This window comes from Falsihalocynthiibacter sp. CO-5D18 (assembly GCF_041205445.1).
Lineage (GTDB): Bacteria > Pseudomonadota > Alphaproteobacteria > Rhodobacterales > Rhodobacteraceae > Falsihalocynthiibacter > Falsihalocynthiibacter arcticus.
On record NZ_JBGFCF010000001.1, the window covers coordinates 443,797 to 469,701 of the forward strand.

At 54.7% G+C, this 25,905-nt stretch carries 33 protein-coding genes; 10 read left to right on the forward strand and 23 right to left on the reverse strand.

What is annotated here, in order from left to right; genetic code table 11:
• Positions 1–2: 2 nt before the first annotated feature.
• The gene (locus tag AB9F27_RS02055) at positions 3–272 is read right to left on the reverse strand and encodes a hypothetical protein (RefSeq protein WP_335584805.1); all 270 of its coding nucleotides are present in this window, start codon (positions 270–272) and stop codon (positions 3–5) included.
• Positions 273–640: 368 nt separating this feature from the next.
• On the opposite strand from AB9F27_RS02055, the gene AB9F27_RS02060 reads away from it, so the two are divergent.
• Positions 641–886: a hypothetical protein gene (locus AB9F27_RS02060; protein WP_335584806.1), complete on the forward strand. Its 246-nt coding sequence runs from the start codon at positions 641–643 to the stop codon at positions 884–886.
• 46 nt (positions 887–932) lie between these two features.
• Here the strand turns inward: AB9F27_RS02060 and AB9F27_RS02065 are convergent, their stop codons facing one another.
• The 15 genes from AB9F27_RS02065 to AB9F27_RS02135 all read right to left on the reverse strand — a co-directional run bounded on the left by AB9F27_RS02065 (position 933) and on the right by AB9F27_RS02135 (position 9,894).
• Positions 933–1,268, reverse strand: coding sequence for a hypothetical protein (locus tag AB9F27_RS02065; RefSeq protein ID WP_335584807.1), 336 nt, complete (start codon positions 1,266–1,268; stop codon positions 933–935).
• 366 nt (positions 1,269–1,634) lie between these two features.
• Positions 1,635–1,961, reverse strand: coding sequence for a hypothetical protein (locus AB9F27_RS02070; RefSeq protein WP_369757482.1), 327 nt, complete (start codon positions 1,959–1,961; stop codon positions 1,635–1,637).
• Positions 1,955–2,416 (reverse strand): hypothetical protein, encoded by a 462-nt coding sequence (locus AB9F27_RS02075; RefSeq protein ID WP_369757483.1) that lies wholly within the window; start codon positions 2,414–2,416, stop codon positions 1,955–1,957. Before AB9F27_RS02075 ends, AB9F27_RS02070 begins: the two co-directional genes overlap by 7 nt.
• Before the next feature lie 131 nt (positions 2,417–2,547).
• Positions 2,548–4,224 (reverse strand): hypothetical protein, encoded by a 1,677-nt coding sequence (locus tag AB9F27_RS02080; RefSeq protein WP_369757484.1) that lies wholly within the window; start codon positions 4,222–4,224, stop codon positions 2,548–2,550.
• Positions 4,221–4,955 (reverse strand): hypothetical protein, encoded by a 735-nt coding sequence (locus AB9F27_RS02085; RefSeq protein WP_369757485.1) that lies wholly within the window; start codon positions 4,953–4,955, stop codon positions 4,221–4,223. Before AB9F27_RS02085 ends, AB9F27_RS02080 begins: the two co-directional genes overlap by 4 nt.
• Complete coding sequence (locus tag AB9F27_RS02090; protein WP_369757486.1) at positions 4,955–5,269, reverse strand: hypothetical protein; 315 nt, start codon at positions 5,267–5,269, stop codon at positions 4,955–4,957. The genes AB9F27_RS02085 and AB9F27_RS02090 overlap by 1 nt, the downstream gene beginning before the upstream one ends.
• A gap of 122 nt (positions 5,270–5,391) precedes the next feature.
• Positions 5,392–5,688 carry a hypothetical protein gene (locus AB9F27_RS02095; RefSeq protein WP_369757487.1) on the reverse strand — a complete coding sequence of 99 codons (297 nt, stop codon included), beginning with the start codon at positions 5,686–5,688 and terminating at the stop codon, positions 5,392–5,394.
• On the reverse strand, positions 5,675–5,896 hold the full coding sequence (locus AB9F27_RS02100; RefSeq protein ID WP_369757488.1) for a hypothetical protein: 222 nt from the start codon (positions 5,894–5,896) through the stop codon (positions 5,675–5,677). Before AB9F27_RS02100 ends, AB9F27_RS02095 begins: the two co-directional genes overlap by 14 nt.
• Entirely contained in the window at positions 5,896–7,338 is a 1,443-nt protein-coding gene (locus AB9F27_RS02105) for a hypothetical protein (RefSeq protein WP_369757489.1), read from the reverse strand. Before AB9F27_RS02105 ends, AB9F27_RS02100 begins: the two co-directional genes overlap by 1 nt.
• Positions 7,335–7,580 (reverse strand): hypothetical protein, encoded by a 246-nt coding sequence (locus tag AB9F27_RS02110; protein ID WP_369757490.1) that lies wholly within the window; start codon positions 7,578–7,580, stop codon positions 7,335–7,337. The genes AB9F27_RS02105 and AB9F27_RS02110 overlap by 4 nt, the downstream gene beginning before the upstream one ends.
• Positions 7,577–7,957, reverse strand: a complete 381-nt coding sequence (locus AB9F27_RS02115) for a hypothetical protein (RefSeq protein ID WP_369757491.1) — start codon at positions 7,955–7,957, stop codon at positions 7,577–7,579. Before AB9F27_RS02115 ends, AB9F27_RS02110 begins: the two co-directional genes overlap by 4 nt.
• A complete protein-coding gene (locus tag AB9F27_RS02120; RefSeq protein ID WP_369757492.1) occupies positions 7,954–8,484 on the reverse strand; it encodes a hypothetical protein in 531 nt (176 codons plus the stop codon). Before AB9F27_RS02120 ends, AB9F27_RS02115 begins: the two co-directional genes overlap by 4 nt.
• Positions 8,485–8,871: 387 nt before the next feature.
• On the reverse strand, positions 8,872–9,189 hold the full coding sequence (locus tag AB9F27_RS02125; RefSeq protein ID WP_369757493.1) for a hypothetical protein: 318 nt from the start codon (positions 9,187–9,189) through the stop codon (positions 8,872–8,874).
• Positions 9,189–9,686, reverse strand: coding sequence for a hypothetical protein (locus AB9F27_RS02130; RefSeq protein ID WP_369757494.1), 498 nt, complete (start codon positions 9,684–9,686; stop codon positions 9,189–9,191). Before AB9F27_RS02130 ends, AB9F27_RS02125 begins: the two co-directional genes overlap by 1 nt.
• Before the next feature lie 25 nt (positions 9,687–9,711).
• Entirely contained in the window at positions 9,712–9,894 is a 183-nt protein-coding gene (locus tag AB9F27_RS02135; RefSeq protein WP_369757495.1) for a hypothetical protein, read from the reverse strand.
• Between the two features lie 101 nt (positions 9,895–9,995).
• Between AB9F27_RS02135 and AB9F27_RS02140 the strand changes: the two genes are divergently transcribed.
• Positions 9,996–10,244, forward strand: coding sequence for a hypothetical protein (locus AB9F27_RS02140; RefSeq protein ID WP_369757496.1), 249 nt, complete (start codon positions 9,996–9,998; stop codon positions 10,242–10,244).
• Between the two features lie 403 nt (positions 10,245–10,647).
• Here AB9F27_RS02140 and AB9F27_RS02145 read toward each other — a convergent pair whose 3' ends face one another.
• The 4 genes from AB9F27_RS02145 to AB9F27_RS02160 all read right to left on the reverse strand — a co-directional run bounded on the left by AB9F27_RS02145 (position 10,648) and on the right by AB9F27_RS02160 (position 15,160).
• A complete protein-coding gene (locus AB9F27_RS02145) occupies positions 10,648–13,077 on the reverse strand; it encodes a VapE domain-containing protein (protein WP_369757497.1) in 2,430 nt (809 codons plus the stop codon).
• 126 nt (positions 13,078–13,203) lie between these two features.
• Positions 13,204–13,758 carry an HNH endonuclease signature motif containing protein gene (locus tag AB9F27_RS02150; RefSeq protein WP_369757498.1) on the reverse strand — a complete coding sequence of 185 codons (555 nt, stop codon included), beginning with the start codon at positions 13,756–13,758 and terminating at the stop codon, positions 13,204–13,206.
• Positions 13,755–14,027, reverse strand: coding sequence for a hypothetical protein (locus tag AB9F27_RS02155; RefSeq protein ID WP_369757499.1), 273 nt, complete (start codon positions 14,025–14,027; stop codon positions 13,755–13,757). Before AB9F27_RS02155 ends, AB9F27_RS02150 begins: the two co-directional genes overlap by 4 nt.
• Positions 14,028–14,134: 107 nt before the next feature.
• The gene (locus AB9F27_RS02160; protein WP_369757500.1) at positions 14,135–15,160 is read right to left on the reverse strand and encodes a tyrosine-type recombinase/integrase; all 1,026 of its coding nucleotides are present in this window, start codon (positions 15,158–15,160) and stop codon (positions 14,135–14,137) included.
• A 117-nt stretch (positions 15,161–15,277) separates the two neighbouring features.
• Here AB9F27_RS02160 and dusA point away from each other — a divergent pair, with 117 nt between their 5' ends.
• Positions 15,278–16,288, forward strand: a complete 1,011-nt coding sequence (dusA, locus tag AB9F27_RS02165; protein WP_369757501.1) for a tRNA dihydrouridine(20/20a) synthase DusA — start codon at positions 15,278–15,280, stop codon at positions 16,286–16,288.
• Positions 16,289–16,306: 18 nt separating this feature from the next.
• Positions 16,307–17,131: a sulfite exporter TauE/SafE family protein gene (locus tag AB9F27_RS02170; protein ID WP_335584809.1), complete on the forward strand. Its 825-nt coding sequence runs from the start codon at positions 16,307–16,309 to the stop codon at positions 17,129–17,131.
• Between the two features lie 2 nt (positions 17,132–17,133).
• Here the strand turns inward: AB9F27_RS02170 and AB9F27_RS02175 are convergent, their stop codons facing one another.
• From AB9F27_RS02175 to ccmI, 3 genes are read right to left on the reverse strand one after another with little or no spacing between them, the layout of a single operon-like run.
• Positions 17,134–17,367 carry a DUF1289 domain-containing protein gene (locus AB9F27_RS02175; RefSeq protein WP_335584810.1) on the reverse strand — a complete coding sequence of 78 codons (234 nt, stop codon included), beginning with the start codon at positions 17,365–17,367 and terminating at the stop codon, positions 17,134–17,136.
• Positions 17,364–17,837 (reverse strand): Holliday junction resolvase RuvX, encoded by a 474-nt coding sequence (gene ruvX / locus AB9F27_RS02180; protein WP_335584811.1) that lies wholly within the window; start codon positions 17,835–17,837, stop codon positions 17,364–17,366. Before ruvX ends, AB9F27_RS02175 begins: the two co-directional genes overlap by 4 nt.
• Entirely contained in the window at positions 17,834–19,084 is a 1,251-nt protein-coding gene (ccmI, locus tag AB9F27_RS02185) for a c-type cytochrome biogenesis protein CcmI (RefSeq protein ID WP_335584812.1), read from the reverse strand. Before ccmI ends, ruvX begins: the two co-directional genes overlap by 4 nt.
• A gap of 240 nt (positions 19,085–19,324) precedes the next feature.
• On the opposite strand from ccmI, the gene AB9F27_RS02190 reads away from it, so the two are divergent.
• The 6 genes from AB9F27_RS02190 to AB9F27_RS02215 all read left to right on the forward strand — a co-directional run bounded on the left by AB9F27_RS02190 (position 19,325) and on the right by AB9F27_RS02215 (position 25,789).
• Positions 19,325–20,572: a sarcosine oxidase subunit beta family protein gene (locus AB9F27_RS02190; protein WP_335584813.1), complete on the forward strand. Its 1,248-nt coding sequence runs from the start codon at positions 19,325–19,327 to the stop codon at positions 20,570–20,572.
• Between the two features lie 34 nt (positions 20,573–20,606).
• Entirely contained in the window at positions 20,607–20,960 is a 354-nt protein-coding gene (locus AB9F27_RS02195) for a sarcosine oxidase subunit delta (RefSeq protein ID WP_039001253.1), read from the forward strand.
• Positions 20,957–23,968, forward strand: coding sequence for a sarcosine oxidase subunit alpha family protein (locus AB9F27_RS02200; protein WP_335584814.1), 3,012 nt, complete (start codon positions 20,957–20,959; stop codon positions 23,966–23,968). Before AB9F27_RS02195 ends, AB9F27_RS02200 begins: the two co-directional genes overlap by 4 nt.
• Entirely contained in the window at positions 23,961–24,554 is a 594-nt protein-coding gene (locus tag AB9F27_RS02205) for a sarcosine oxidase subunit gamma family protein (protein ID WP_335584815.1), read from the forward strand. The genes AB9F27_RS02200 and AB9F27_RS02205 overlap by 8 nt, the downstream gene beginning before the upstream one ends.
• Before the next feature lie 164 nt (positions 24,555–24,718).
• Complete coding sequence (locus AB9F27_RS02210) at positions 24,719–25,162, forward strand: hypothetical protein (RefSeq protein WP_335584816.1); 444 nt, start codon at positions 24,719–24,721, stop codon at positions 25,160–25,162.
• 222 nt (positions 25,163–25,384) lie between these two features.
• Positions 25,385–25,789 (forward strand): hypothetical protein, encoded by a 405-nt coding sequence (locus AB9F27_RS02215; RefSeq protein ID WP_335584817.1) that lies wholly within the window; start codon positions 25,385–25,387, stop codon positions 25,787–25,789.
• Positions 25,790–25,905 lie beyond the last annotated feature (116 nt).

Here is a 25,905-nt window from a genome sequence, read left to right on the forward strand (position 1 = left end):
CACTAATAAGCTTCAGTTGATCCATCTGGGTGTAGAACTTCTGCGGTGCGATTCATGAAGCTGCTGATTTCGGTGCCGATGAAACGGATCTTCTTCAAATACTCACGGGTATGAGCTTCATTACGCACTGCGAGCAGGGCATCAACCTCGTCTATGAGACCAAAAAGAGTGCTGCCGATTTCAAACAGACCATCGACTTTGTTGGCTTCCATCGTAATACACAAGGCAGCCTTATACAAGCGAGCATTGACTGTACGGTGATTGACGGCCATGCAGGTGTCAACATAGTCTTGACCGCTTTTCTTGAGGTCTAGAACGTCTCGAAATTTTAATAAATTCCGAAGATATCTCGCGATCATATAAGATTCATAGCATTATCGTCGGTAAGAAAGTCCCAAGTCGTCTTTTTCCCCCTCTTAAGATCAATCGATCCAAATTCTAAAAACGACAAACTAGTTCTTTCAGAGGTTCCATAATATTCTTCTAGTTTTAGTTTGTCGTTTATTGTCATTTCCCATGCTTTGTTGGTTTGCGTCCTCGCCTAATTCTCAGAAACCTAGATTTTTTTTAAGTAGTTAGGTCTAGCGCGATCCCCTCAAAAAATGGATGTGTTGAATCTGCTCGCCACAAGGACGGACAAATGGAGGAACGAACCACAGACGAACAAATTACTGCGATGATCAAGGACCAGGAAGCTGGCTGCACGGAAGTTGGTTGGTTCGTTATCCGTCAGGCTGGTGAACCCAACTTCACTGAGGTTAGCGAAAACATGTGCAACGCGGCTAAATCTAGCGGTTTTGTACGCGGTGAAATCCCATTAAGCGCTATCGGTGGCGCTCTTGATCTCAACATACCGCAGCAGTCCATTGCACCGCCAAAACCATAGCGAACGATGCTGAACAGGTTATGTTCGCGGAGCAAAATCAAGGCATTCACCCCGCAACTGGGCTAGCGTACGGCACCACCCTACGAGACGTCAGGTTTTTGGTGCGTAGATGACCCAATTCCTTCTCCACCTTATTGAGAGCGGCGTCTTTAGAGCGGCCCCAAGGTTTGTAGGGCTTAATCCCTGAGCGGTCCTTTCTTATCATGTCACCCATTGCAGCAGTCTTCACATCTGCATTGTGGCCTGCTATTGCGCGATCTAACTCCGCTTCTAGGGCCGTGGCCCAAGCCGTCGCAGCGGTCTTACTGGTAAAGGATTTTGACTTGGTTACGCCATGCTTGCGCACTTCCCACTTCTCACCACGCTTCCTAGCGAACGCCATTTCTGCTCCAGTCTTTCAGGGGTATTTGTGCGATCAAGTAGCATGTGATTTCGGTTAAAATATGAGCAATAATAATGCATTAGCTTCTGCAAGACTATCCGTTGCTCCGATGATGGATTGGTGCGCTACTTCATAAATATCAATGGATTACGAGGTCACGTGTGCAGTCTGTGTGCAGTCTGGTCGGCGACCTTCGTCAAATGTTGCGTGGACGCAACTTTTCGCACCTTGCCCCGTCGCGATCACACTGGCAATATACGAGCGTGAGGTGACACCGATCTGTTAACTATCGTCGATGTCTTATACCGCCCCACATGACCCGTCGCGGCTTTTTCGTCCCACCGCCACCGCCGCGTCGGGTCTAAATCACTCATCACACACGATTTTACCCGTCCAAACGTCCGTCCCGAAATCATCTCTTACTTCCGTGAAAATGTAGGTGTCACCATCACGGTCGAGCGATTGCGTATTGATGTATTTGTCGTCGTAACGAACAACGGTTTTACCGACACGTAACGTTACGTTCGGGGATGCTGCAAACGCGATGTCGTCGCCATTTACCAGCACGTCTTCCCTCATTTGCTCGGGCGGACCCATCCACTCAACAGCTAAAACACCATCATCGTGTACGGTCTCCCAGTGCATTTCACACGAGTCCCAATAGACCGTCGTCGCCAAAAGTATACTCAACATTTGTTTGCCTCCTTCCGATGCGCTGCGACCCGACAACGGGGGCTGCAAAACTTCTGACGACGGTGTGTCATCGCTGGGATAATCGCATCACACTCTTGGCATGTGCGGTCGGTTGCGGTTGTTTTACGCTTGGCGTGGCGTTGCGCCTTCTTGATCAATGTCTCACTTTCGCGTTTGTCCATCAAACCTTGCACGGCTGCTTCTAGAAGGTCGGTGTCGTCTTTGGCGGCGATCATCTTTGCGACCCAGTACGCAACGCTCTTTTGCTTGGTAAATCTGTGCCGATTTAATGCGCCCGACATGACTCGAATAAACAGTTCGTCGGCTGTTTCACCTCGCGCGTTCTTTTCGTGCGGTTCGAACTGCGGTTCTTTAGTCCACGCGTATTTGTGGAAATGATACCAACGAGCACGTTCCCGCTCGATCTCTCGTTTTGCGTATTCAGTGTATTCCATATTTCACCCCGTAACGTTAAATGTCTTACCACAATTTGTCACAAGACATTTAACGTTACAAGGGTGACGTAACGTAAAGTGTCTTCGTCGAAATTTACGCAAGACAAATTACGTTACACTATCTCATCGGACTAATAAGCTTTTCGCTTGGCCTGATACCCTTGCTCCAAACTCCGAGCGTACGCGCCCTGACCTGTGCTCATAGACCGCACAAAGTCCTGTCGCGCACCCTCGATTGCGCGGCTGATTATGATGTCCACGCCAGCCTCGGTTTCGTTGACTTGGACCTGTGAACCAGATTGATTCGTCACGTTCACGACGACCGATTGCCCAGACACCCCAAGCTTCCCGTCAGCGCCCCGTGAGAGGGGTATGATGGCCTCTGGACCAGCTTCACCCATGAGGCCCGTCTTGCCCCCTGACATGGGGAAAATTGCGGGTGCTGAGACGATGCCACCGTTTGCAAAGGGCACCACGTTACCGCCCGAGAACGCGTTGCCCTTGGCGCTCGGCACGGGAACACCCGATGCCAATCGCAAGATGCTTGCTGCGGACGCACCCGAGGTCGATCCGCCCATCGCGCCCGAGATCATATTGAAGATCAGTTGTTGTGCGATCATTTTGCCGATCTCGATCAGGAACGAACGGGCAAACTCGGCAAAGGATTTCTCGGCATCAAACAGCGCGTCAACGAACCCAGACACACCAGCTGTGAGGGTGTGCTCGATCATCCGACCGCCAACGCCAAGACTTTCGAACCATGCGTCAAATGCTTCTTCTGCGGCCTTTGCTGCTTCTTCTGCGGCCTTTGCTGCCTCGGCGATCTTATCGATTGTTTTGACGGCACTGCCGCCACCCGACTTAGACCCCTCGGGCTTGTCTTTGGTGATAGGATCACCTTGACCTACGGAAACAACAGTCTGACCCATCGCCAAATCTTCACCCGCAAATCGCGACTTGAGAGTCTGGATCGCAAGCCATTCGTCGGCGGCTGCGGATGCGGCTGTAGACATATTGATGAAAGCATCCCGCGTTGCGTATGCCTCGATCCGCACTTGGTCCATTGTGACCGCGAGTCCGTCGCCGTTCTGCTTGGCAGCTGCGAGGGCGTCGGCGCTCTGTTGGTAAGCTTTAAGCGAATCCTCGGCGACTTGTACGGCCTCACGTGCCTTGTCGATCCGCGTCTGTTGGTTGCGCTCGCTGCGGTTGTTGGATGCGACGATCTTGTTCTCAACTTCGAGCAATTCCTTACGCAAATTGAGCAAGTTCGTTTGCAGGGCGAGTTCGCTAATACTGCGATACCCAGACCGCAAAAGGATCAATTGATCATTCAAATCCGCTGTCTCGATGATCGCATCCGCGACCTGTTTGTTTAGCTTTTCGGTTGCGGCTGCGGCCTCATTCGACCCACCTGCCATTTCAAACAGCTTCGGCCCGATGACGGTCATCAGCGGCACAAGAACCGCCAATCCGATTCCAACCGTGCCCATTAACGGCGCGATTTGGCTGAACTGTTGTGAGAAGGCTCGGCTGACGGACGTCCCGCCCTCAATCTGCACAAAGAAGTCGGAGAGTTGATAGGACGCTTGCTGGGCGATGTTGCTCGTATTTTTGATCGAGCGGTTCATTTGAATGACGTTTGAGGCCGTCTTGTTCGCGGTGTTTTGGTAGCGTTTGCCAGCGGCCTGAGCACGGTCGAACTGTTTGACCAGCGTGCCTAGTTCCTTCTCGGCGGCATCGAGGCTCGCCTGCATTCGACGGGCGTCAACATCCAAAATCACAGTACGTTCTAGTATTTCCTGCGTCATTGGTATTCCTTCCTGTTTGTCATACGAGACTGGAATTCGCCCAGTCTTTGAAAGTCCAGTCGTGGTCTCGGAATGGCAGCACCCGCCATCGTCCGTGCGTTCTCTTGCGCGTCGAGCACGTACCGAATACTTGCTCTTTTGGTCCATCCGATCTTGCGAAGTGCTTTGTATGTGAAAGCGAAAACATCGTTCGATCCACGCTCCATTTTGGCCGCGTAGGGCGCTGTATTCACAATGCTGACCCGTTGCCAGTCGCTCCGCTTTGCGTACTTCAGAAGGCCGCTTGGCGCGATTTTGGCATCATCGATCCGCACCTCAAACCCAGACATGTAGCGGCCCGATTTGCGCCATTGTCGGCTGTGTTGAAGCAATATGTCCAAAGCGTTTGCTGCGGCGTTTACGACGGCGGTGCGGTTCCTTGGTTGATCGGCATAGATGATCCGTCCGCTAAACTGCACGCTCGACACTGGACGGGTGGCCGATCCATCCACGAGCACGGCAACCTGATCGGCAAGGTATCCCAGTTTTTTGGCACGGATGACTTCATCGCGCGTGATCTCAACGTGCTTGGACCGTAGCGCGGTCATAATTTCTGGTGCCAAATCCAGCAGCATTGCGCGACGGGCGATCCCACTGGACAACTTTGCACTCAGCTTGCGAGGAGCGTTTGAATGCGGCAAGAGCGACGGCACTCGGACGTTACGCTGGTATGCGCGATCTGGGAGTTCCATCACACGAGCCTCAATTCTGGCGCGGGTGATTGGGCAAAGTGAAAGGGCGCATTGTCGATACACACCAAACGGGCGAGCACGAGGATGTCGTTTTGTGACTTTTGCAATATTTCGCGCACGAGATCACCAGCACCACCACATGAGGTGTCCACACGGCAATCGATCACCACAGCACGGTCGATCAGGGCGATGATGTGGATGTGATCGTCACTGACCCAATGAGTCTCGACACGGACCGCACACGCACGCTCACGGAACGGGCTGAGAGCCGCTGTGAGGGCGTCTTTGATGTAGTGTGCGGTGTCATCGTACATGGCTTGTATCGTTCCGTTTTGCTGTTACGTTATAACAATCGCTGATCCGTCATCGCTCCTATGATGCCGCGAAGAAGCGAGATGAGACCCGTATTGTGTCGTGCTTTACGGGTCTCATTCGTTCATAGGTACTCCACGATCAGGCGTTCGATCTTGGTCATGCTCGGCTCTCGGTTCTGTGTGACGAAATCGCTACCCTCTCGAACGCAAATGGACACCAGCGCATCTGTGAATGATTTGCTGCAACCAAGAGCGCGGAGGTGCTTGCCGCTGGCGATCAGTTGATCCGTGTCGGTCACGGCACCCAGCGCACCGAATTTTCCAACGAGCAAGCCTGCTTTAACGAGATCACAAATCACATCTGCGATCTCGGACGCAGAGGGCTGGAACGATCCTTGCAGCAGATCACTTGGTTGCATGATTTTCTCCCAGATAAGATTGTGCCGTCACTTGGAATTCGCGGCCACTTTTTAGGCTCACATTTACCTTGCGTGAAGCCTCGATCCCAAGGCGGCGAAACTCGGCTGCGACCTCGTTGTCGCCGCCCACTTCGGCCACCTGTCGCGCCCCCAAGTGGATCGCGATTTTACCGTCACGGGCGTGTGTTAATCCAATGGCTTCGCGCATTACTTGGTCCTCCGTTTGATGAGGGCTGGCGCGTTCATGCCACCCCATTGGACGCTGCTGACGTATGCGACGGCGTCGGGATCAACCATCGCCCAGCTGACGGGCATCACAATACGTGTGGCGAGGCTGGACGTCTGGAACGTGCTACGGACAACGGTTGCTGGAACGGTTGTGGCTGCGTCGCTGATATTGATTGATCCAGCGGCATCAACCGCATTGTCGTTGATGCTTGATGCGGACATTTTCGGCGCGGCACCCGTCGCACTTGCCATGGCAATTGTTACCGAATCACGCACGGCAATTTGCGGCGCGTCACTCGCGATATATGCGGCTGCGGCATCGATTGCGACGACATTCAAATACGGCAAATACGGGCTGGTGATGATTTTCATTCCCCACAAATTGCCCGTCGCGATCCGTGCCTCAAGCGGGAATCTCCCGTCCACTTGCAGCATTTCAAGGGCACGCAATTGATGGCTGTGCATGAGAACGGCGGGACGTCGTGCGGTACTCATTTTGGAGCGAAGATAAGCGAAATCCGTGAGGATTTGATCCAGCGTATTTCCCGCGCTTGCCGTGGTTGCGGCCCCGTTCGTCAGTGAATTAGGAGCCACACCTGCTTGCGCCAAGGCGGCGGGATCGAACATCGAACTGTCCAAACCTTCGCTCAGATCGGCCAAAATGAAGCTTTCGATGACGTCCAAAATATTCGAGACACGAACCAGTTCTTCGGAACATAATGCGATAATCCCGAGTTTGAAACGGCTGAGAGTCGTGCTTACCAAATTCGCCATCGACACGGGAATTGTCGCGCCTTCTGCCACAAACGCGGGTCTGAGTGACCCTGTGTCGTCGTTGGCGCGGCGCGGGATCGTAACAGACGCGAGGCCCGAGAAATCGAGCGCAACCGCAAGGTCTCGGAACTGCGCTGCGGCGCTGGTTTCTCGCAACGATTCAAACATCTGATTCGTTGCGGAACTCGCGAGTTCAGCCGCAAATCCAGCGGCGGTTGTCGATGCAGGCAGGGTTGCGTCCTTGTGAAAAGCTGCAATTTTACGGCGCGACATCGCATGCTCATTCTCGGGCAGAAGACGGGCGAGCGTTTGCTCTGCGGGTGTCTGATCTGACAGTCGCATCATCTCGCAAACAACGGCGGCTGCGAGCCTGCGGGATGCTGCCATTTTGATTTGTGGCTTGGCTACAACCAGCGGCTTGGGCAAGCTTGCCTGTACGTGAATCGGACGTTCCAAGGTGCGCTCAAGCGTTTGCATTTGCTTGAGCACTTCGGGCAAAACCTTGCGCGATTGTTGGCCCTCTTCGATCTCGGCGCTGAGTTGATCCCAAACCAACGCCGCTTCAGCGTCTTGCAGTTTGGTGATCAAAATCTGCGCGTGTTTCGCTGGAAGGTTTCGGACGCGTGGATCGGCGGAAAAGTCGGTCATTGTGTTAACTCCATCATCAGTTTTTGAGCGGTTACGCGAGGGTCTCGGCAAAGTGCTTCTGTTCGGATCGCGAGGGCACGCGATGTGAGTATTTGCATTTTGGCGGCGGTTGATTTTGCCTCATCGAGCGAGAGGCCCAAATCTTGCAAATACAATTGCGTTTTTATCGTTTGGCTGCGGTGCTTGCGCACGAATGCTGTGGCGATACCCACCACGTCCGTTGAGAGAAGTCGGGTCGTCATCCACGTGCCTCCTTTTGGCGTCGGGCGACCTCTGCCATCCGTTCGAGTTCGGGCAGTGTCAGGCCGTCGCCGTCGCCCGAGAAGGTTTTGATCTCGCCGTCAATCGCCAATTCCACGGCGGCGACGGCGTGTTTGAGCGACCTCTCAAGCGTCTCGATTCGGGCTTCGAGCGCTTTGCTGTAGTCGTTCGCCGCTTTGAATGTGTTCATGACATCAAAATGCGTGGCTGGAATGCGTTTGAGACGCGCCTCGGCCTCGGATTGCAGGTTGGGTGGCAAGTCGTCACCACGGGCAATTGCGGCCTTCAGCGCGTCGCTCATGGGCGCTGATTTGCGTGCGACGGGTGCAGGCTGTTCTCGGAACGGGTTAGCAATCATTTGGATTCCTTTCGGTGCGCGGCGAGATGCGCCTGATATTGTTTGCGCTTCTCGGCCAGCTTTGGTGATTTGATGTCGCCGCCGTGCTTCGGCAACTCATCCAAAATCTCGGCGAGCAAACGGGTCGCGGCGAGATCATCCGCAGACCGATCCAGTCTGGCCTCGGCGCGATCAGCTGAATCTCGGGCTTGCTCGGCGACGGATTTGAAGAGCACCAAGCGGTGCCCTTTGCCGATGCCAAGCAACGCGCCAGCTTTGGCCAGTTGGGACACACGGCCAATGGACGGCGCGGACGGGTGTTCGAGACACACGGCTGCACGGTCAAAGTCGGCTGCTTTTTTGCGTGTATCTTCAACGGCGGAATGCGCTGCGATGACATCTGAGTTGAATTTTCGTTGGAGGGCTTGTCGGGCTTCTGTCGCGCCTCGGACGCCTTTTTGCGCGTCCATCGAAAGACCGTTAAATTCGCGCCGTAAATACGCGCATTTTTTGGTTAGTTTTGATGCTAATTTTGGGGCTTTTGACATGTGCATCGCGTTTCCGTCCTGTTTTTAGGTACGGACAGAATCGCACCGTCGGGACGTTGAGTCGAGTCATTTCTTCAATGTTATCAGCGTATTACGTTTTGTTTGATGTGTTATCAAAGGTTTAGTTTGTAATTTTTCCACCGCTGGAACGCTTTGACGCAGGATTCCGAGGCGCAAAGACGGTCGCCGTCGCCCGTCGGGGACGTATCTCCGCGCGGAAATAGCCTGCTGCAACAGCAACAAACGACTTTTGCGCGGCGAAACGGGCGTGAATAATCGTGCTTTGGGTTCCCTTCGGCCAATGCTACGCCGTGCGGTCGATCACGCTGCTTTGCTGCGGCGCGTTCGAGGGCTGCGTATCGTAGCAGTTCGTCGTACTCGTCAGGGTCAGGTTGTAGCATCGCGGTCCCTTATTCGGGTGACAATCGAACGCAGGTCGGTCGGGCGTCCCTCGGCGTACTCGCGACCACACCAAGACGTATACGCTCGGGCTGCGGCCATGAATTGCGAGTTCATTGTGTTGTCGCCAATCAGGCCCATATTTTGCGCCATCTCGACCCGCTTTTGACCGTATGACGCCTTGAGTCGGGCGATGGCAAATCTGTAAAACAAGGCGGTCCGCAGCGGGTCGCTTGCGGGTGGCCATTGCGGCGGTCCGTCAAGGGCGGTGGCGAGTTCGGCGGATGTGATGACGTCGGGGGCCATCAGTTGGGTTTGCCCATTTCGGACTCAAGCCAATTGTCAAAAGACTGGGGCGGCGGGGCGTCTGCGGTTGGGCTTGCGATGTGCTGGGCAGCTTTGGGTACATTGTTCCCAGTGTGGTTATCACGGGTGCGAAGTGAGGCGTCTCGCAGCAAACCTGCAAGCAAGCTGCGCTGACGTGAAATCTCGCCAACCACGGGATTGATCTTTGTGTTCCCAGTTCTCGGATGGATCGTGACGAAACAATCGGGCGGGGAGACACTGCGGTACAATTGAGCGATCAGCTGTTGGACAAGCGCTGCTTGCAGTATCAGGCTCAGGTCAGCTGTGCTCCATTCCGCTCGTGTTTTGTAATATTGGTTGTAAGTTGCGCGGCCAGATTCGTTGAGGAATTCGTAGTTAGCTAAATCCGTGGGCGCAACAGCTGCACTTAGGTCGGGTGCTCGGGCGGCTTGCATCTTGCCAGTTGTGGTGTCGGACTTCGTTCTGCGTGTTGCCATGGTCGGACCTCCTGTTGAGGTTACGTTATAACATGCGGTTGGGGATCGGGACAATATGGTTTGTAAGCGCGTGGATCGGGCTGGAAATGTCCATCTGGATGGACATTTGCCAGTACGCCTGTGGAACGGGCTGGAAATGTGCAATCGGTTGCACATTTGCCAGTCGATCCGAGTTGTAAAACATTCCCAAGTTTTGAGTAAGCAACACAAGGCTTCACCCCAGTGCGGTGCGCTGCCCCTTGCGGCTGCTTCCGACCACCCTCCCCCCAAATAGCCATCCGGCTGGCAATTTGCTGGACGTGCTCGGTCGTGCTCGGGCTGGGCGTGCTGGCGTGGTGCTCGTGGTGCGTTGAGGTCGAGCACGGGGCGCTGACGGGGCGTGGCGGTGTGCCCTCGGTTGAGCAGTATTTTGGATATCCAAGAAACTGCTCAGTCTGGGCGATGGTGAGTAATTTCTCGGTTTTCCATGATACTACTCACTTTGAACGTGCGGGTGTGTGGCTGCGTGGCGATGACGTGGTGCCCTCGGGTGTGGCGTCCATCATCGGTCAGTGCTGATCGTGGTTGCTGTAGCAGGTGCGAACGTGGTGTCCATCATCGGTCAGGGTGGACAGGGTTTCGTGAGGACTTTCCTGTGCTTTCAATCAAACATATAATCTTTTACGTTTAGGTGTGTCAGCGGGTGTGAAATGTGTTTGCCTAACTGCCTATCTTGTTTTGAAAGACTCTTGGGGAACTGGTGGTGAGGGGCTGTATGGCTACTGTAGGGGCGTATTCCCTTATATATATCTTTTATAGAAAAGTAAGTTAGGCAGTTAGGCATTATAGGTAAATCAATTATAAAAATAAGGGAAATGAAGGTGCCTAACTTCTGCTTAACTAACGCCTAAGTACACACCACATCTGAGCGCGAGTTAGGCACGCCTGTAAGTCGGAGAGATAATTTACAGGCGTGCCTAACTCATTTGCCTAACACATATCGTGTGTATTTACGCAGTGGACCGCGCGTGAATTGACCAGCACTCACATACCCAAGCGACTTTAAAACGGTAGTTATCCGCTTGGAGAAACCTTGATTCCACTTATCCGATGACAGTCCGAGGATGTTGTAGATGTTCTCTGGCGAGACCTCAGACATTCCGTCAACATAGTTTACGATAGTATCTTTCCAAGGTTCGTCAGCAACGCGCTTTTGCTGTTGCTGCGTGGCGTAGCTTTCAAATATCGGATCAAGATGCCAACTCACACCAGCATCGTATGCGTCTTTTGCTTCGCGCCAAATCGCGTCCCGTTTCGCTGCAAGTCCATCCACATCAATTCGACCAGTACATTGCACGGGCCAAATGCGGCGCTCACCTTGGATGTCTCGGAGATAGTCGTCGCTGTTGGTTGAGCCGATCAGCACGCACCGTCTCGGGACGACAATATTCAACCGTCCATATGGCGGTCTGAAATCTTCTGTCTTACGCGACACGAACCGTCGCATATCTTCCACCTTGCTCTTAATGATGCTGGTGAGTTCGGCAAGTTCGATGACCCATTTGCCGCTCATATAAACGCTGGCATCTTTGCTGGTGAAGTCGGGGAGATCGTCGCCAAACCATGTGCTGTGCGGTAGTAGCGCGGCGATACCACGGGACTTTCCTATACCTTGCGATCCTTCGAGCACGAGCGCGTTTTGCATATGACATCCATCAAGCGTCATACCACGGGCAACCGCACCAATGAGCCAACATTTGCCAATTGCCCTCACGTAACCGTCGTGCATGGCGTCCTCAGTCCTCACGACTCCCATGTAATCGAACAACCAATTATCCAATAGTCCCGTTGATTCCACGACTGGCAATTCGGTGAGGTACTTTCGGAGACTGTCATATTCCGTCACGCTCATTGCCGTCATGACAGCATCCGTCACCATCTCTTTTGACGCTTTCGGAAACATGAAACGCTGTATCCATTGCAGCACAATCAGATAGTCGCCGTCTGTCGTCGGACGTGGATATGTGCCGACCGCAGCGGACCCTTGGATCGGCTTCATCGTCATCGGTTTGTGCGTAAATGTGTCGTAGGCGAACGTTTTTGCCCATCGTGGATCAGCGGTCAGCATCAACGTTACGTTGGTCATATTCTGGATGGTCTTGCCCGACTCCCGATCTCGTATGTAGTCGATCTGTGGCACAGATACGGGCAGCGGTGAGACCGCAGCGTCCGAGACCGCAACCGCAACGGGCGGGAACAATGAAAGGCGATATTCAGCGCCACCAGAACGGAACGACTTAATCAAAGGCACGGCCTGATCCGAGTAAATCTTTGCTACCGTGTTGCGGTCCGACTCTGGATCGAGCGGATCGCAGCATTGGACGCCATGCCATGCCGCTGGATTTGCCAGAATGTCTCCGACCGTGACCTCACCTTGCACCGTATAAATGGTGATGTCCTTGGTGAGCAATCCACACAAGGCGTGTGTCACGGTCTCTCGTGCCGACTCAATCGACACACCTGTTTTCTCCGAGACTTTGCGCCCAGTCTCTTCGATCCATTCTGAGCGCAAATCAGCCATTTCAGGGGCAAGGCGTGCCCTCTCATCCTTCAGGTGCGTGGCGTATTGCTCACGCTCAACATCACTCAAATCGGGCACCACGGCGCGTGTGTCGATCATCTCGGCACCCACGCGCAATAGGTACTCTTTGACCTGTGTCACGGGTGCCGTCACATGGGCGCGGATGTAGATCGGTTGAGAGGGCACGGCCAATTGCTGATCCACAAAAGAGCGCGGAATAAATGCGCCACTCCGAGACACCTTGTGCGCTGACGACCCAGTCAAACACATCCTTATATGCAGCGCCTCAAGTGTACGAGGAATGTCACCAGCATCGAGCACGTGGAAATATGTGTGAAGACCTCGGACGCCCGTATCCGTGCCGTTGAGCACGACGTTGGACGATGAGGACGTCGCTTGCAAAGCGGCATAGCTTGCGAGGTCAGGTTGCGCTTTGGCCAACGCCATCCAGACGGAGTCAAAGGACATGGGCGTCCCGTCACCGTCGCTGTCGATCACCATGAGACCAGCGCCCTCTTGGAACGTGAGATCGCCATTGGTGCGGCTTATGATAGGGAGTCCCGTTTCCGTGCATGTATCGCCATCGTATGCTTTCGGGCGCACAATTGCTTGCGCGTGGATCGAGACACCCTGTGTGAGATGTTGATCAGCACCAGCTTGGTCCAGAATGCCTCGCAAGTCAGAGAGCGTCGGCACGTCGAGCGTATCGTACTTGCTATGTGTCAGCTGTCCGATTGTTCGCTTTTCCAATGTCAGGCCGTTTGCGGTGAAGAAATGTTTACCAGCTGCGGTCTCTGGTGTTCCGATGTGCGTAAATAGTCCGAGTTTCATCAGGGTACTTTCTGTTGCGGACTCACCCGTTCACCTGTTAAGGTTCGGTATTACGAATATCCGTGGATGGATGTTTTCGACCCGTCTCGTTGCTCAAGAGCGCGAGGCGGGTCTTTTTATTGTTACTCACATAGCCATATGAGGTCCATTGAGATGGCGGTCAGCCCGTGACTCGCTGCTGTGTCCATGTAGCGGGTCAAAACCATAACGGACCTCGGCTGCGCGTCTTGAGGCAATGGCGTCGGCTTTATTGGCGAACAATCCGAGATGGATATAACGATTATTGATTTTAATCCTCGCACGCCATTTTTGACATTGTTTGTGCCAAGTCACACCCATGACTCCGCTGGTATTGTTTGATGCTTTGCGTTGATTCCGATGGTTTTCCGCATAATTACTTGCACGCAAATTCAGATAGCGGTTGTCGGATGTGACGCCGTTTATGTGATCGACCTGCTCAGGCAAATATCCGTGTGCAATCGCAAACGCGGCGCGATGGGCGAGGATACGTTTGCCTCGAAAACCCCCCATCAAATAGCCACCAACATCGACATAAGCAAAAGCCCGTTTCCCTGCAAAGCGGTTGTTTGTGCTCAACGGAACGTCATCGCGCCATCGCCAGTACAAGAGACCGATCAGCGGGTCGTAACCGACGGCCTCTCTCAATGCGTCGATGTTCATTTCGCACCACTGGATAGCAGGTCATTTGCCGCCGTAGGGACGGGCTTACGACGACGTGTCGCCATCTTGGTTGCGAGTATGCGCGCGGCAATGTCCTTGGCGTCATAGAGGACGTTGTTGCCAGCTTTGAAGTGCATCGGCATTTGCGATCTCGCGCGACGGCTGCGGATCGTTGATATTTCGACAAGTTCAATCGCTGCGACTTGCGCCTCGGTCAAGAGACCATTGGCGATCAAAAATGCAGATATTACGGGGTCATGTTCGTCCATCGGACAGATTCCTAACATCGTTTTCATGGTGAAAACGGATGCGTTAGGTGCGTCGATACTATGCCGACGCATGTCATCCGAGAGATTCGAACCTCCACATTATCGACTCATTTTAGGTGGGACAAGGCTCTGTGTACGTCATTTGCGTTTAATTGCGTGTATCTTTTGAGGTGTTTCCAGTCACGGTGTCCCGAGACCACGGCAACCAACTCCATCGGCAAACCAGCGCGGAACAACTCTGTGATCGCAAGGTGCCTGAGATCGTGAAAATGTAGGTCTACAATCCCGAGCGCCCGTGTGGCCCGTGAAAAGGCTGCACTTGCTGATCGACCGTCATATGGAAAGAGTCGGCCTTCAGGTCGCTCACCAGCTGCCTGACGGGCGATGCCGTGCGCATCACCAACCAATGGCACAATCTGATCGTTGCGAGCCTTGCGCCTCGGGTCTTTGCGCTCACGTATGAGCACGGTCTTTTCGTTCCATTGGATGTCCTCGATTCGTATGCGGGTGATTTCGCCCATTCTCATCGCACTGGCGGCACCAAATTGAATAAGTGTACCGACGGGAATAATCTGCCGATCCTTGCCCTCAAAATAGGCCATCAGACGGGCGATCTCATCCTGTGTGGGCACTCGGGTTCGTTCATTGCTTCTGGTGTCTACGCGTGCCGTTGTGAGGGAAGTGCGAGCATCTTTTGCCAGATCGGGATTTACATCAATGCGTTTGAAGTGCCTCGCCCATTTTAGCACGCTACTGAGGGCACTCAGATCACCTGCCAACGTAGCGCCACCAACACCCTCGGCGAGTCTACCTTCAACAAATCCCTGTACATCAACCGCGTTCAATTTTCGAATGCTGGTACTGCCTATGCGCTTGGCGATCCGTTCAAGGTTGGCGAGATTCGTGCGTCCTACGGTCACCTGATTGGTGTATGCGGCGATCACATGCGCCAATGTCATATCCTTGGGTGGTTCGATGGTGTCGGCTGTACTGCCACCCGCAATCGCTCTTTCGACGTCTGAGGCCCAATGTGTGGCGTCGGACTTGCGGTCAAATGTGCGTGCTTTATAAACGCCGTGCTTGCGCACCTGAGCGCGATACTTGCCTGAAGGTAGTTTTGAAATGGTGGCCATGTGCTATTCCTATACATATTCTCTGCAACTCTTATACACCGCTTATGCAGTTGTGTGCAATCCGTGTGCATATTATGGGAAAAATGGGCCTAAATCGGAAAAATGCGAGGCGATAAAATGAAGCAATATCAATCACTTGAAGCTGCCCGTTTGTCTGTCGCACCTATGATGGACTGGACGGATCGCCATTGTCGGTATTTGCACCGTTTGCTGACCAAACGCACGTTGCTGTATACCGAAATGGTCACGGCTCCTGCGCTTGTGCGCGGGCAGGCGTTGCATTTGTTGCGGTTTGATGCGGCGGAACATCCTGTGGCGTTGCAGCTTGGTGGGTCTGATCCGGTGGAACTCGCGCAGGCCTGTGTGTTGGCAAATGACCACGGCTATGACGAGATTAACCTGAATGTCGGTTGCCCAAGTGACCGCGTTCAGTCGGGCTGTTTTGGGGCCATTCTGATGGAAAACGCGCCGCTTGTGGCGGAATGCGTGGCGGCCATGCAGGCGGCGAGCACCTGTGAAATTACGGTAAAATGTCGGATTGGGGTGGATGATCAAGACCCGAGCCAAGTCCTGCCGGATTTCATTTCCAAAGTTGCACAGGCGGGCGTGACGCGGTTCCAAATCCATGCGCGCAAGGCGTGGCTCAAGGGGCTTTCGCCCAAGGAAAATCGTGATATTCCGCCGCTGGATTATGATCTGGTCGTGGCGATGAAAGCGCAGTTTCCAGAATTGCACATCTCGATCAATGGCGGGATTACCTCCTTGGATCAAGCCGAGGAGTTGTTGGCGCGCGGGCTTGATGGCGTCATGATCGGGCGCACGGCCTATCATTCCCCAGCGGATGTGCTCTGTGCGGCGGACGCGCGGATATACGGCGAAACGGGTGAGAGCGACCCTGTGGAAGCGGTGCACCAGATGATTCCCTATATTGAACGCCACATCGCTGAAGGTGGGCGGCTCAACCAAATCACCCGCCATATGTTGGGACTGTTTACCGGCCGTCCGGGTGCGCGGGCATGGCGTCGGGTGCTCTCGGATGGAGCGCCACGCGAGGGGGCGGGGCCGGAATTGTTGCTTGAGGCGCTTGACCGCGTCACCGGAGGCGATATTGAGGGTGGCAACCCTTAGGCCATCGAAAGACACGTCATGACTGATTTAATCCAATATGTCCCCGCTCTTATCCTTTTACTGGTGATCGGGGCCTTTGCGGGCGTCATGGCGGGCTTGTTAGGGGTTGGAGGCGGCATTATCCTTGTGCCCGCGTTTTATTATGCGTTTGACGCGCTTGGGTATGGTGGCGATCAGTTGATGCAAGTCTGTCTGGCCACATCGCTCGCGACGATCATCGTGACCTCTATGCGCTCGGTTTCGAGCCATCATAAAAAGGGCGCGGTGGAGTGGGATATCCTGAAGAAATGGGCCCCTGGAATTGCGGTTGGGGCGGTGTTGGGGATGCTGACGGTGTCGTCGCTGCGCTCATCTACCCTGCAAGGCATCTTTGGGTTTCTGGGTATTTTTATTGGGTTTTACATGGCGTTCGGCAAGGCCACATGGCGCTTGGGCGATGAAATGCCCTCGGGCCTCAAACGGATCGCAATTTCTCCTTTTGTCGGGTTTCTCAGCGTCCTGATGGGCATTGGCGGTGGTAGCTTTGGCGTGCCGCTGATGAGTTTGCACGGCATTGCCATTCACCGCGCGGTGGCTACGGCGGCTGGTTTTGGCGTGATTATCGCGTTCCCTTCGGTGATCGGGTTTCTGTTTGTGGACGTCGCCGCCGACAGCGCGCCGCCATTTACGCTGGGCGCTGTGAATATTCCTGCGTTTCTTGTGGTGATTTCCATGACGCTCATTACCGCGCCCATTGGGGCGAAATTGGCGCATCGACTGGACGCAAAAATGCTCAAGCGGATTTTCGCGGTGTTCTTGATTGTTGTCGCGACGAATATGTTGCGCAAAGCGGCGGGATACTAAATCTAGCCACGTTCCTTGAGGCGCGCGGCGCGACCGCCGCGACGTTGCTTGAGCAACTCGATACGCGGGGGCAGGGCGTCTAAAATGGCCTGCCGACCCGCCGCATCCATCCCGCTCCAATCGGCGATTTCATCCAAAGTGCGCAAACACCCCGTGCAAATTTCGGCCTTGGAATGGATCACACAGATGTTGATACAGGGGGATTCAGGCTCGTCTCGTTTCCAAATATCCGTCATTGGCGCCTCAGGTGGCTCAATCGGTCCAACGCGCCCTGAAGGATAAATCCAGCGGCAACATGGTCGATCACATCGGCGCGTTTGGCCCGCGACACATCCGCAAGCAACAGCGCGCGCTCGGCGGCGACGGTGGACAGGCGCTCGTCCCAATAGGTGATGGGCAGAGGGGTGAGCCGTTCCAAATTGCGCGCAAAAGCCCGCGTTTTTTGACAGCGCGGCCCCTCAGAGCCATCCATATTGCGCGGAAATCCAAGGACAATGCCGCCGACTTCGTTTTTGGCCAGCAAGGCCAGCAGCGCTTCAGCGTCGAGGGTGAATTTCTTGCGACGGATGGTTTCAAGCGGGGTGGCGATGTTGAGCATGCGATCCGAGAGCGCCACGCCAATGGTTTTGTCGCCAAAATCCAAGCCCGCAATCGGGCGCATGGTCGGCAATTGCGGCGCGAACTCTTCGATCAATTCTAATATCATTCCGTAACGCCCACTTCGTACCCTTCTTCGATCCCCGATTGAAAGATGACTTGGGCATCTTCGGGACTATCTGCAAATGTCGCCTTGGCGGTGTCATAGGCCTGTTTGGCAACATCATTTTTGCCCAAAACGCTGTTGGCGCGAATGTATTGCGCCCATTCTCGGGCCGTGCCATCGCCGCTCTCAAGTTTGCCTTTGAGGTTTTCGACCATGCCCAAGATCATTTCTTGGCGGTCTTCTTCCGACATGCTGCCTGCGTCGCGCATTTGTTGCGCTGTTGGCCCTGCGGTTTGGACGGTTGGGGGCGTGTAGTCTTTGCCTGCGAAATAGGCGACATCGGGGAATTGCGCAAAGAGCAAATCCGTCCAGGGCGCGTTTGGATCGGCGCGCTCAAGCAGCGGTTCCCAAAACGCGTAAGTCGCATCGGGGCGTCCGGTTTGCGCCAGCATCAACCCCATATAAAACCGTGCTTCGGCGTTTTGAGGTTCGCGGCGCATGACTTCGCCCCAAAGCGCCTCAGCTTCGGGTGAAACAAAACCGTTCGCGCCATAAACCATGATTCGTGCCAAAAGGATCAAGTCGTTGGTGTCCACTTTCTCGGCACCCATAAGTTCTACAACGCGGGTTTGCGCGGACCGTGCGGCGGTATAGTTGCCCAGTTGGGCTTCCTGTTTTGCCAACAAGCGATGGCCAACCTCGTCGGTTGGCCGCTGTTCCAGCGCGGTGCGCAGTTTGTTGAGAAGGTCCAGATCCGCGTCACTGATGTTTTTAACGGAGCGATCGGGGGCCAACTCCTCTGCTTCGCGTTGAGACATGCGGTTTTCATAGGTCTCGTTTGCGGTGGCAAATCTTTCGGCCAAAGGTTCATCCGCGCGACCTGCGCCGCCCAATTCCGCGTAAATATATCCGCCCACGCCAAACAAAAGCGCCACGATCAATGCTGCCACCGCATAACTTGCGCCCTTGGGCGCATGTGCCGAAACAGGGGCGTTTTGGGCACGTTTGTCCGCGTCTAACAAGCGACGAGAGACTTCGGTTCTGGTGCGGGATGCGTCTTCTTCTGCAAGGGTGCCGCTGGTAACGTCACGGTCAATATCCGCGAGTTGGCGCTGATAAAACACGACTTCTTCGGAAGGCGGGCTAATGGCATCAGGCGCTGAGTCGCGATCCTCGCGCTTCATCAAATTTAGAACCACAAAGGTCGCACAAACCCCTACGAGTACTAAAACTGTCAAAATAAACCACATGGCCGCTCCTTTAGTTGCCCCCTTCCTAGCGACTTTGGGGCGGTTGCAAAAGGTACAAGTGGCCGCAGCAAGCCCGCAAAACGCAACATTCCTGTGATATGTCGCAGATGTGCCGAAAACTGCCGCAAGTTGGCTGCCTATGGCTTGGCAACTGCGCGAGAAAAGGCAAGGATAGCCTTGTCCATTTCGTCCTTGTGGTGGAATGCCCTTTTTGCCGACCCTTCATTGCGGAAGTACCCTATGAAACGATATTCTGCCTTTGCAATTGCTCGCGAAGCCCTGCGTCACCACACAGGTTGGGAACGCGCATGGAAAAATCCCGAGCCCAAGAAACGTTATGACGTTGTGATCGTTGGCGCGGGGGGGCATGGGTTGGCCACGGCCTATTACCTTGGCAAAAACCACGGCATTACTAATGTGGCGGTGATCGAGAAGGGCTGGCTTGGCGGCGGAAACACGGGGCGCAATACCACGGTTATTCGCTCGAATTACCTGCAAGATCCGTCCGCCGCGATCTATGAAAAAGCCCGCAGCCTCTATGAAACCATGAGCCAAGACCTCAACATGAACGTGATGTTCAGCCCGCGTGGCGTGTTGATGCTGGCGCAAACCCACCACGAGGTGCGCGGCTATAAACGCACAGCCCAAGCCAACGCCTATCAAGGCGTGGACACCGAATTTGTCTCGCCCGAACGGGTGCAGGAATTATGCCCGATTATCGATATCGCAGGACCGCGCTATCCCGTTCTTGGCGCGCTTTGGCAACCCCGTGGCGGCACCGCCCGCCATGATGCGGTCGCATGGGGCTATGCGCGGGCCTGTTCGGGCATGGGCATGGATATCATCCAGAAATGCGAAGTCACAGGCATCTCGCAGGCCAACGGCCAAGTCACCGGCGTTTCCACCACACGCGGCGATATCGCTTGCGGGAAGCTTGGCATTGTCGTCGCAGGCCACTCGGGCCACCTCGCCGATATGGCGGGCTTTCGACTGCCCCTTGAGAGCGTTGCGCTGCAAGCCCTCGTGAGCGAGCCGATCAAACCCTGCATGGATGTGGTCGTCATGGCCAACACCGTGCACGGCTATATGAGCCAGTCTGACAAGGGCGAAATGGTCATCGGCGGCGGCGCAGACAGCTATAACAACTACACCCAACGCGGCTCCTTCACCCATGTCGAGGAAACCGTGCGCGCCCTGATCGAGACTTTCCCGATGATCTCGCGCCTGAAAATGTTGCGCCAATGGGGCGGGATTGTCGACATGACGGGCGACCGCTCGCCGATCATTTCGCCCACGCCCTTGGGCAGTTGTTTCATCAATTGTGGCTGGGGCACGGGGGGCTTCAAATCCATCCCTGGATCGGGCTGGGCAATGGCCGACATGATGGCCCGTGGTGCCCCAGGCCCGCTCGCCGCCGCCTTCGGGTTGAACCGTTTCGTCGAAGGCCGCTTTATTGATGAAAGCGTCGCTGCAGGGGTAGCCCATTGATTAACCACAGAAATAAGCCCGTCGGAGGCCGCCCATGTTAACCTTCAAATGCCCCTATTGTGGTGTCCAAGCGGACGAAACCGAACTTGCGGCGGGTGGTGCGGCGCATCTTTCGCGTGCGCTCCCAGACAGCGATGATGCCGCGTTTGAAGCCTATCTTTTTCACCGCGCCAACCCGCGCGGCGTGCATTTTGAACGCTGGCGGCATAGCAACGGCTGTACTAAATGGTTCCACGCTGCCCGTGATACCATGACCCTCGAAGTCTATGGCACCTATCCGGCGCAAACCTTTGGCCCGCCTGACGAAATTATCGCCAAAATCCGCGCCCGCCACCCCAATTGGACGCTCGATGCCGCCATCGCAACACCCGCCGGAGGTGCCGCATGAGCACGCGCCAAACCACAGACGCTCGTCTGATTGACACAAGCAAACCGCTGAAATTCACCTTTAATGGCCAAACGCTCACGGGCTATGCCGGCGACACACTCGCCTCGGCTTTGCTTGCCAACGGCCACTTGCTCATGGGACGCAGCTTTAAATACCACCGTCCGCGCGGCCCCGTGGCTTCGGGCGGTGAAGAACCTAACGCGCTGGTCAATTTGGGGCAGGGCGGGCATGTCGAGCCCAACCAACGCGCCACCACCACGGAATTGTTTGACGGCCTCGTGGCAACGTCGCAAAACCACTGGCCCAGCCTGAATTTTGACGTGGGCGAGATCAACAACAGTATCGCGCGCTTCCTTCCCGCTGGCTTTTACTACAAGACCTTCATCTCGCCACGGCCCGCATGGAAGCACGTGTTTGAGCCGATCATCCGCAAATCTGCGGGGCTGGGTCCGGCTCCCAAAGATCGTGATGCAGATCGCTATGAACATTTCTATGCCTTTACCGATGTTTTGGTCGTCGGTGGTGGCATCGCAGGCCTGCAAGCAGCCCTCGCCGCAGGACGCTCTGGTGCCAAAGTTCTGCTGTTGGAGCAAACCGACAATTGGGGTGGTCGCGCACCTGTGGACGGCGACGTTATCGACGGTATGGATGCTCAAAGCTGGATAACTTCGGCTCTTAACGAATTGAATACGCTCGAAAATGTGACATTGCGCACCCGCACCCAAGGCTCTGGCGTTTATGACCACGGCTATGCTTTGGGCTATGAGCGTCTAACCGACCACGTCACCGCATCCGCCGCCCCGCGCCACCGCCTATGGCGCATCCGCGCCGCGCGGATTGTGACGGCCACAGGGGCTTTGGAACGCCCCCTCAGCTTCGCGGGCAACGACATCCCTGGCGTGATGCTCGCAGGGGCAATGCGCGACTATTTGGTCAATTTCGGAGTCGCTCCGGCGCAAAATCCAGCCGTAATCACCAACAATGACGACGCCTATCGCACGGCCATCGCATGGCGCAAAGCGGGGCTGAAGGTTGCCGCAATTTTGGATGTGCGGGATGCCCCTACGGGGGACTTGATCGATCAGGCGCGTGCGCTCGGGATTGACATTAAATTCGCCACCGGCATTGCCAAAACCATGGGTCACAAAGTGGTGACAGGCCTTAAAATCTGTGCCGTCGATAGTGATGGTAGCCAGGCCGAACTTCTCGAATGCGACGGTGTGGCCATGTCCGGCGGCTGGTCGCCCGTCGTCCACCTCTGGTCCCATTGTGGTGGAAAACTGCTCTGGGATGATACGCAAATTCACTTCGCCCCCGATCCTTCCCGCCCGCCGCTTGGCGCGGATGGCACGGGTTTTGTGCTCACGGCGGGCACGGCCTCTGGGCCTCTCGCGACAGGGGCGCTGCTTGCCGATGCGGATGCCGCAGGCAAACGCGCGGCCAAGGAGGCGGGGTTTACCCCCACCGACGCGGCGGCTCCTACCAGCGCAGAAATTGCGACCGCGCTGCCAAAAGCCATGTGGATTATTCCCGCCAAAGCCACCGCAGATATGCGCGCTAAATCGTGGTTGGACTTCCAGAATGACGTCAAAGTTTCCGACGTGCAACTGGCCGCCCGTGAGGGCTATGAAAGCGTTGAGCACACCAAACGCTATACTACTTTGGGTATGGCAACTGATCAAGGTAAGTTGAGTAATATCAACGGATTGGCGGTGCTTTCTCAAGCGATGGGTCAAGAGATACCCTCCGTTGGCACGACCACCTTCCGTCCGCCCTATACCCCGATCTCCATGGGCGCGATCACGGGCGAAGCGCGCGCAGATTTGTTCCAACCTTTGCGCCGTACGCCGATGCACGATTGGCACCAAGACCACGGTGCAACATGGGAACCCGTCGGCACGTGGCGCCGCGTCTATGCCTATGAGCAGGCGGGAGAAACCTCCAATCAGGCCGTCATGCGCGAAACCAAAAACGCGCGTGATAACATCGGTCTTTTGGATGCCAGTACCTTGGGCAAACTTATCGTTAAGGGCCCCGACGCCGCGGCGTTCCTTGACCTCATGTACACCAATATGATGTCGACGCTCAAACCCGGCAAATGTCGCTATGGGTTGATGTGCAACGACAATGGATTCCTGATCGATGACGGTGTTGTTGCCCGCATAGATGAGGAGACGTTCCTTTGTCACACAACAACCGGCGGCGCGGAATCTATCCACGCGCATTTCGAGGATTGGTTGCAATGTGAATGGTGGGATATGAAGGTCTATACGGCCAATATCACCGAACAATTTGCGCAAATTGCTGTGGTGGGTCCCAAGGCGCGGCTCCTGTTGGAAAAACTTGGCGGTATGGATGTTTCCAAGGAAACGCTGCCGTTTATGTCTTGGGCACAGGGCACGCTCGCGGGATTTGACGTGCGGGTGTTCCGCATCAGTTTCTCGGGCGAATTGAGCTATGAAATCGCCGTTCCTGCCAGTCAGGGTTTGGCGTTTTGGCAAGCTTTGCATGAGGCGGGGCAGGAATTTGGCCTGATGCCCTATGGCACCGAAGCTTTGCATATCCTGCGCGCAGAGAAGGGCTTTATTATCGTGGGTGACGAAAGCGATGGAACCGTAATCCCGCAAGACCTCAATTTGGGTTGGGCGGTGTCCAAGAAGAAACTCGACTTTATCGGTAAACGCGCCCACGCGCGCAAGGATATGCTGCGTGAGGATCGCTGGAAACTTGTGGGCTTCCAATCGGTTGACGGGTCCGTTTTGCCCGAAAGCGCCTATGTTCTGGGCACGGGTAAAAACGAAAATAACCAGCAAGTGATGCAGGGACGGATCACCTCCACCTATCATTCGCCCAACCTTGGATACGGCATCGCGATGGGCCTTATTGAGGGCGGCTTGGCGCGGATTGGGGACGTTGTCGAAGTTGGCAATCTGGGCCGCGAAACCATCGCCGCGCGGGTTGTCGATCCGGTTTTCTATGACAAAGAAGGGGCCAAACAAGATGTCTGAAGCAATTGAAATCGCCGTGAGCGCCCTTGAGGGGGCGACCTCCACGGGCTGTGTGACAGTGCGCGAGATGGGCCTGCAGGGCATGTTGACAGTGCGCGCCGATTTGTCGAGCAAAGTGGTCAAGGCTGCGGTCAAAGCCTTGACGCAAGTGGCAATTCCAAAGCCTCGGCGCGTGTCGATTTCAAAAGGCGCAGGGGTGGCATGGATGTCGCCCGACGAACTGCTAATTTTGCTGCCCTATACTAAGGCCGTTGAGGCATCGGTTGCGTTGGACAAAGCCTTAGCGGGCACCCATGCGCTGGTAGAAAATGTCTCCGACGCGCGGGCGGTGTTTACGGTTTCCGGCCCCGCCGCCCGCGATGTTTTGGCCAAACTTTCCCCTGTTGATCTCTCGGATGACAACTTTGCCAAAGGGGAAATCCGTCGCAGCCGTCTGGCGCAAATTCCGGCGGCGTTTTGGATGTCGGGGGATGCCTCCGCGCGCCATGAAGAGATGACCATCGTTGTCTTTCGCAGCGTTGCGAAGTACGCGTTCGATGTCCTTTCTAACGCCAGTAGTGGCGGGCCGGTCAAGTTCTATTCTTGAAAGGAGCGTGATCGTTGGGGGCTGGGGCGGGCCGAATGAGGTATCATAATTCGTTTGTTTACAAATAGTTATGACCACAAGACAAAAGCCTCCACACGCCTTGCGATAAAACTATTATCACGCTACCCATGTTGGATATTGTTTTTTCAATTTGAAGAAGTCATTTGAAATTTTCGTTTTTCGCAGTGGTTGCTGCGACTTTAACCCTCGGGATCGCAGCACCCGCTTCCGCCGCCAACCTGCTCATGTGCAAAGCCTCAAATGCTGGCGCGTCACGAGGTTGGATTTCGGACAAAATCGTAATTGCCTATGAGGAAGGCAAAAAGAATGTTCAAGTTTTTGATCGTGTGATTTCCAATTATGGTTTTGAATCAGCGGTGGGGAAGGTTGAAACCGATAATGCAAAGCGGACCTTTTGTTTGGGAAGTAAAGGTTACGGAATCCAAGCGCCAACACGCCACAATGCAATACCGATTGACGTTTCTAAAGAAGAACCACGGTCTGCGGTTGACAGTAAACCCTTTAGGATATCGCGGCGACGTGACTGGCAAAGGTATCTGTACGCCAACGGTGAGCTAAAACGCGCTCCTATACTGGGATCAGCATAGTTTTGTTCCGAAGCGTGGCGCAAGACGCGTTTGACACGCTGTCTAACGCGTCATCGGGCGGGGCCGTGGGCTACTACGACCAACCGTTTTTATGCGGCTCGGACTCCATTTTATTGTGCTTTATTGAGGAAATTTCGTCCCATTTAGGGAATGCTGTTGTCCATCAACCTCTCAACCCCTAGGCTTGAGACGCGTAGTATTTGAAAATTATGGAGAAGTTTTGTGAAACCTTTGACTTTTGCCGCCGCCACTCTGGCTCTTATTATTGGGGGCGTCGCACCGGCTTCCGCACTAATTCTGAAATGCAACGTCTCGAATGCAGGCTCGTCAAAAGGGTGGATCGCGGACAACATTGAGATTGAATATGAGGACGGATCAGAGCTGGCAATGGTTTCCGATCAACTCATTCTAAAATATGGTTCCGGAATTGCAATCGGTCGGGTTAAAAGTGACAGTTCCACACGAACGACCTTTGTTTGGGAGCAAAGAATTAAAGACACGTCGCTCCAAAACGCCACGATTGAATACCGTCTGAACTATGAAAAGAAAGACCACCAGCTAAGCATGACGGCTAAGGCGATGGGGATTGGACGTACTGCTACTGGCAAAGGGTCCTGTACGTTTTAATTGGAAAAAAACAAGGTCTTGCACAGGGAACTTGTTTTATGAAAGGTGTCTGACCGAGGTATGAAAATTTCGAATTTGGACACGAAACCTGCAAAACACCCTTGACCTCCCCCCAT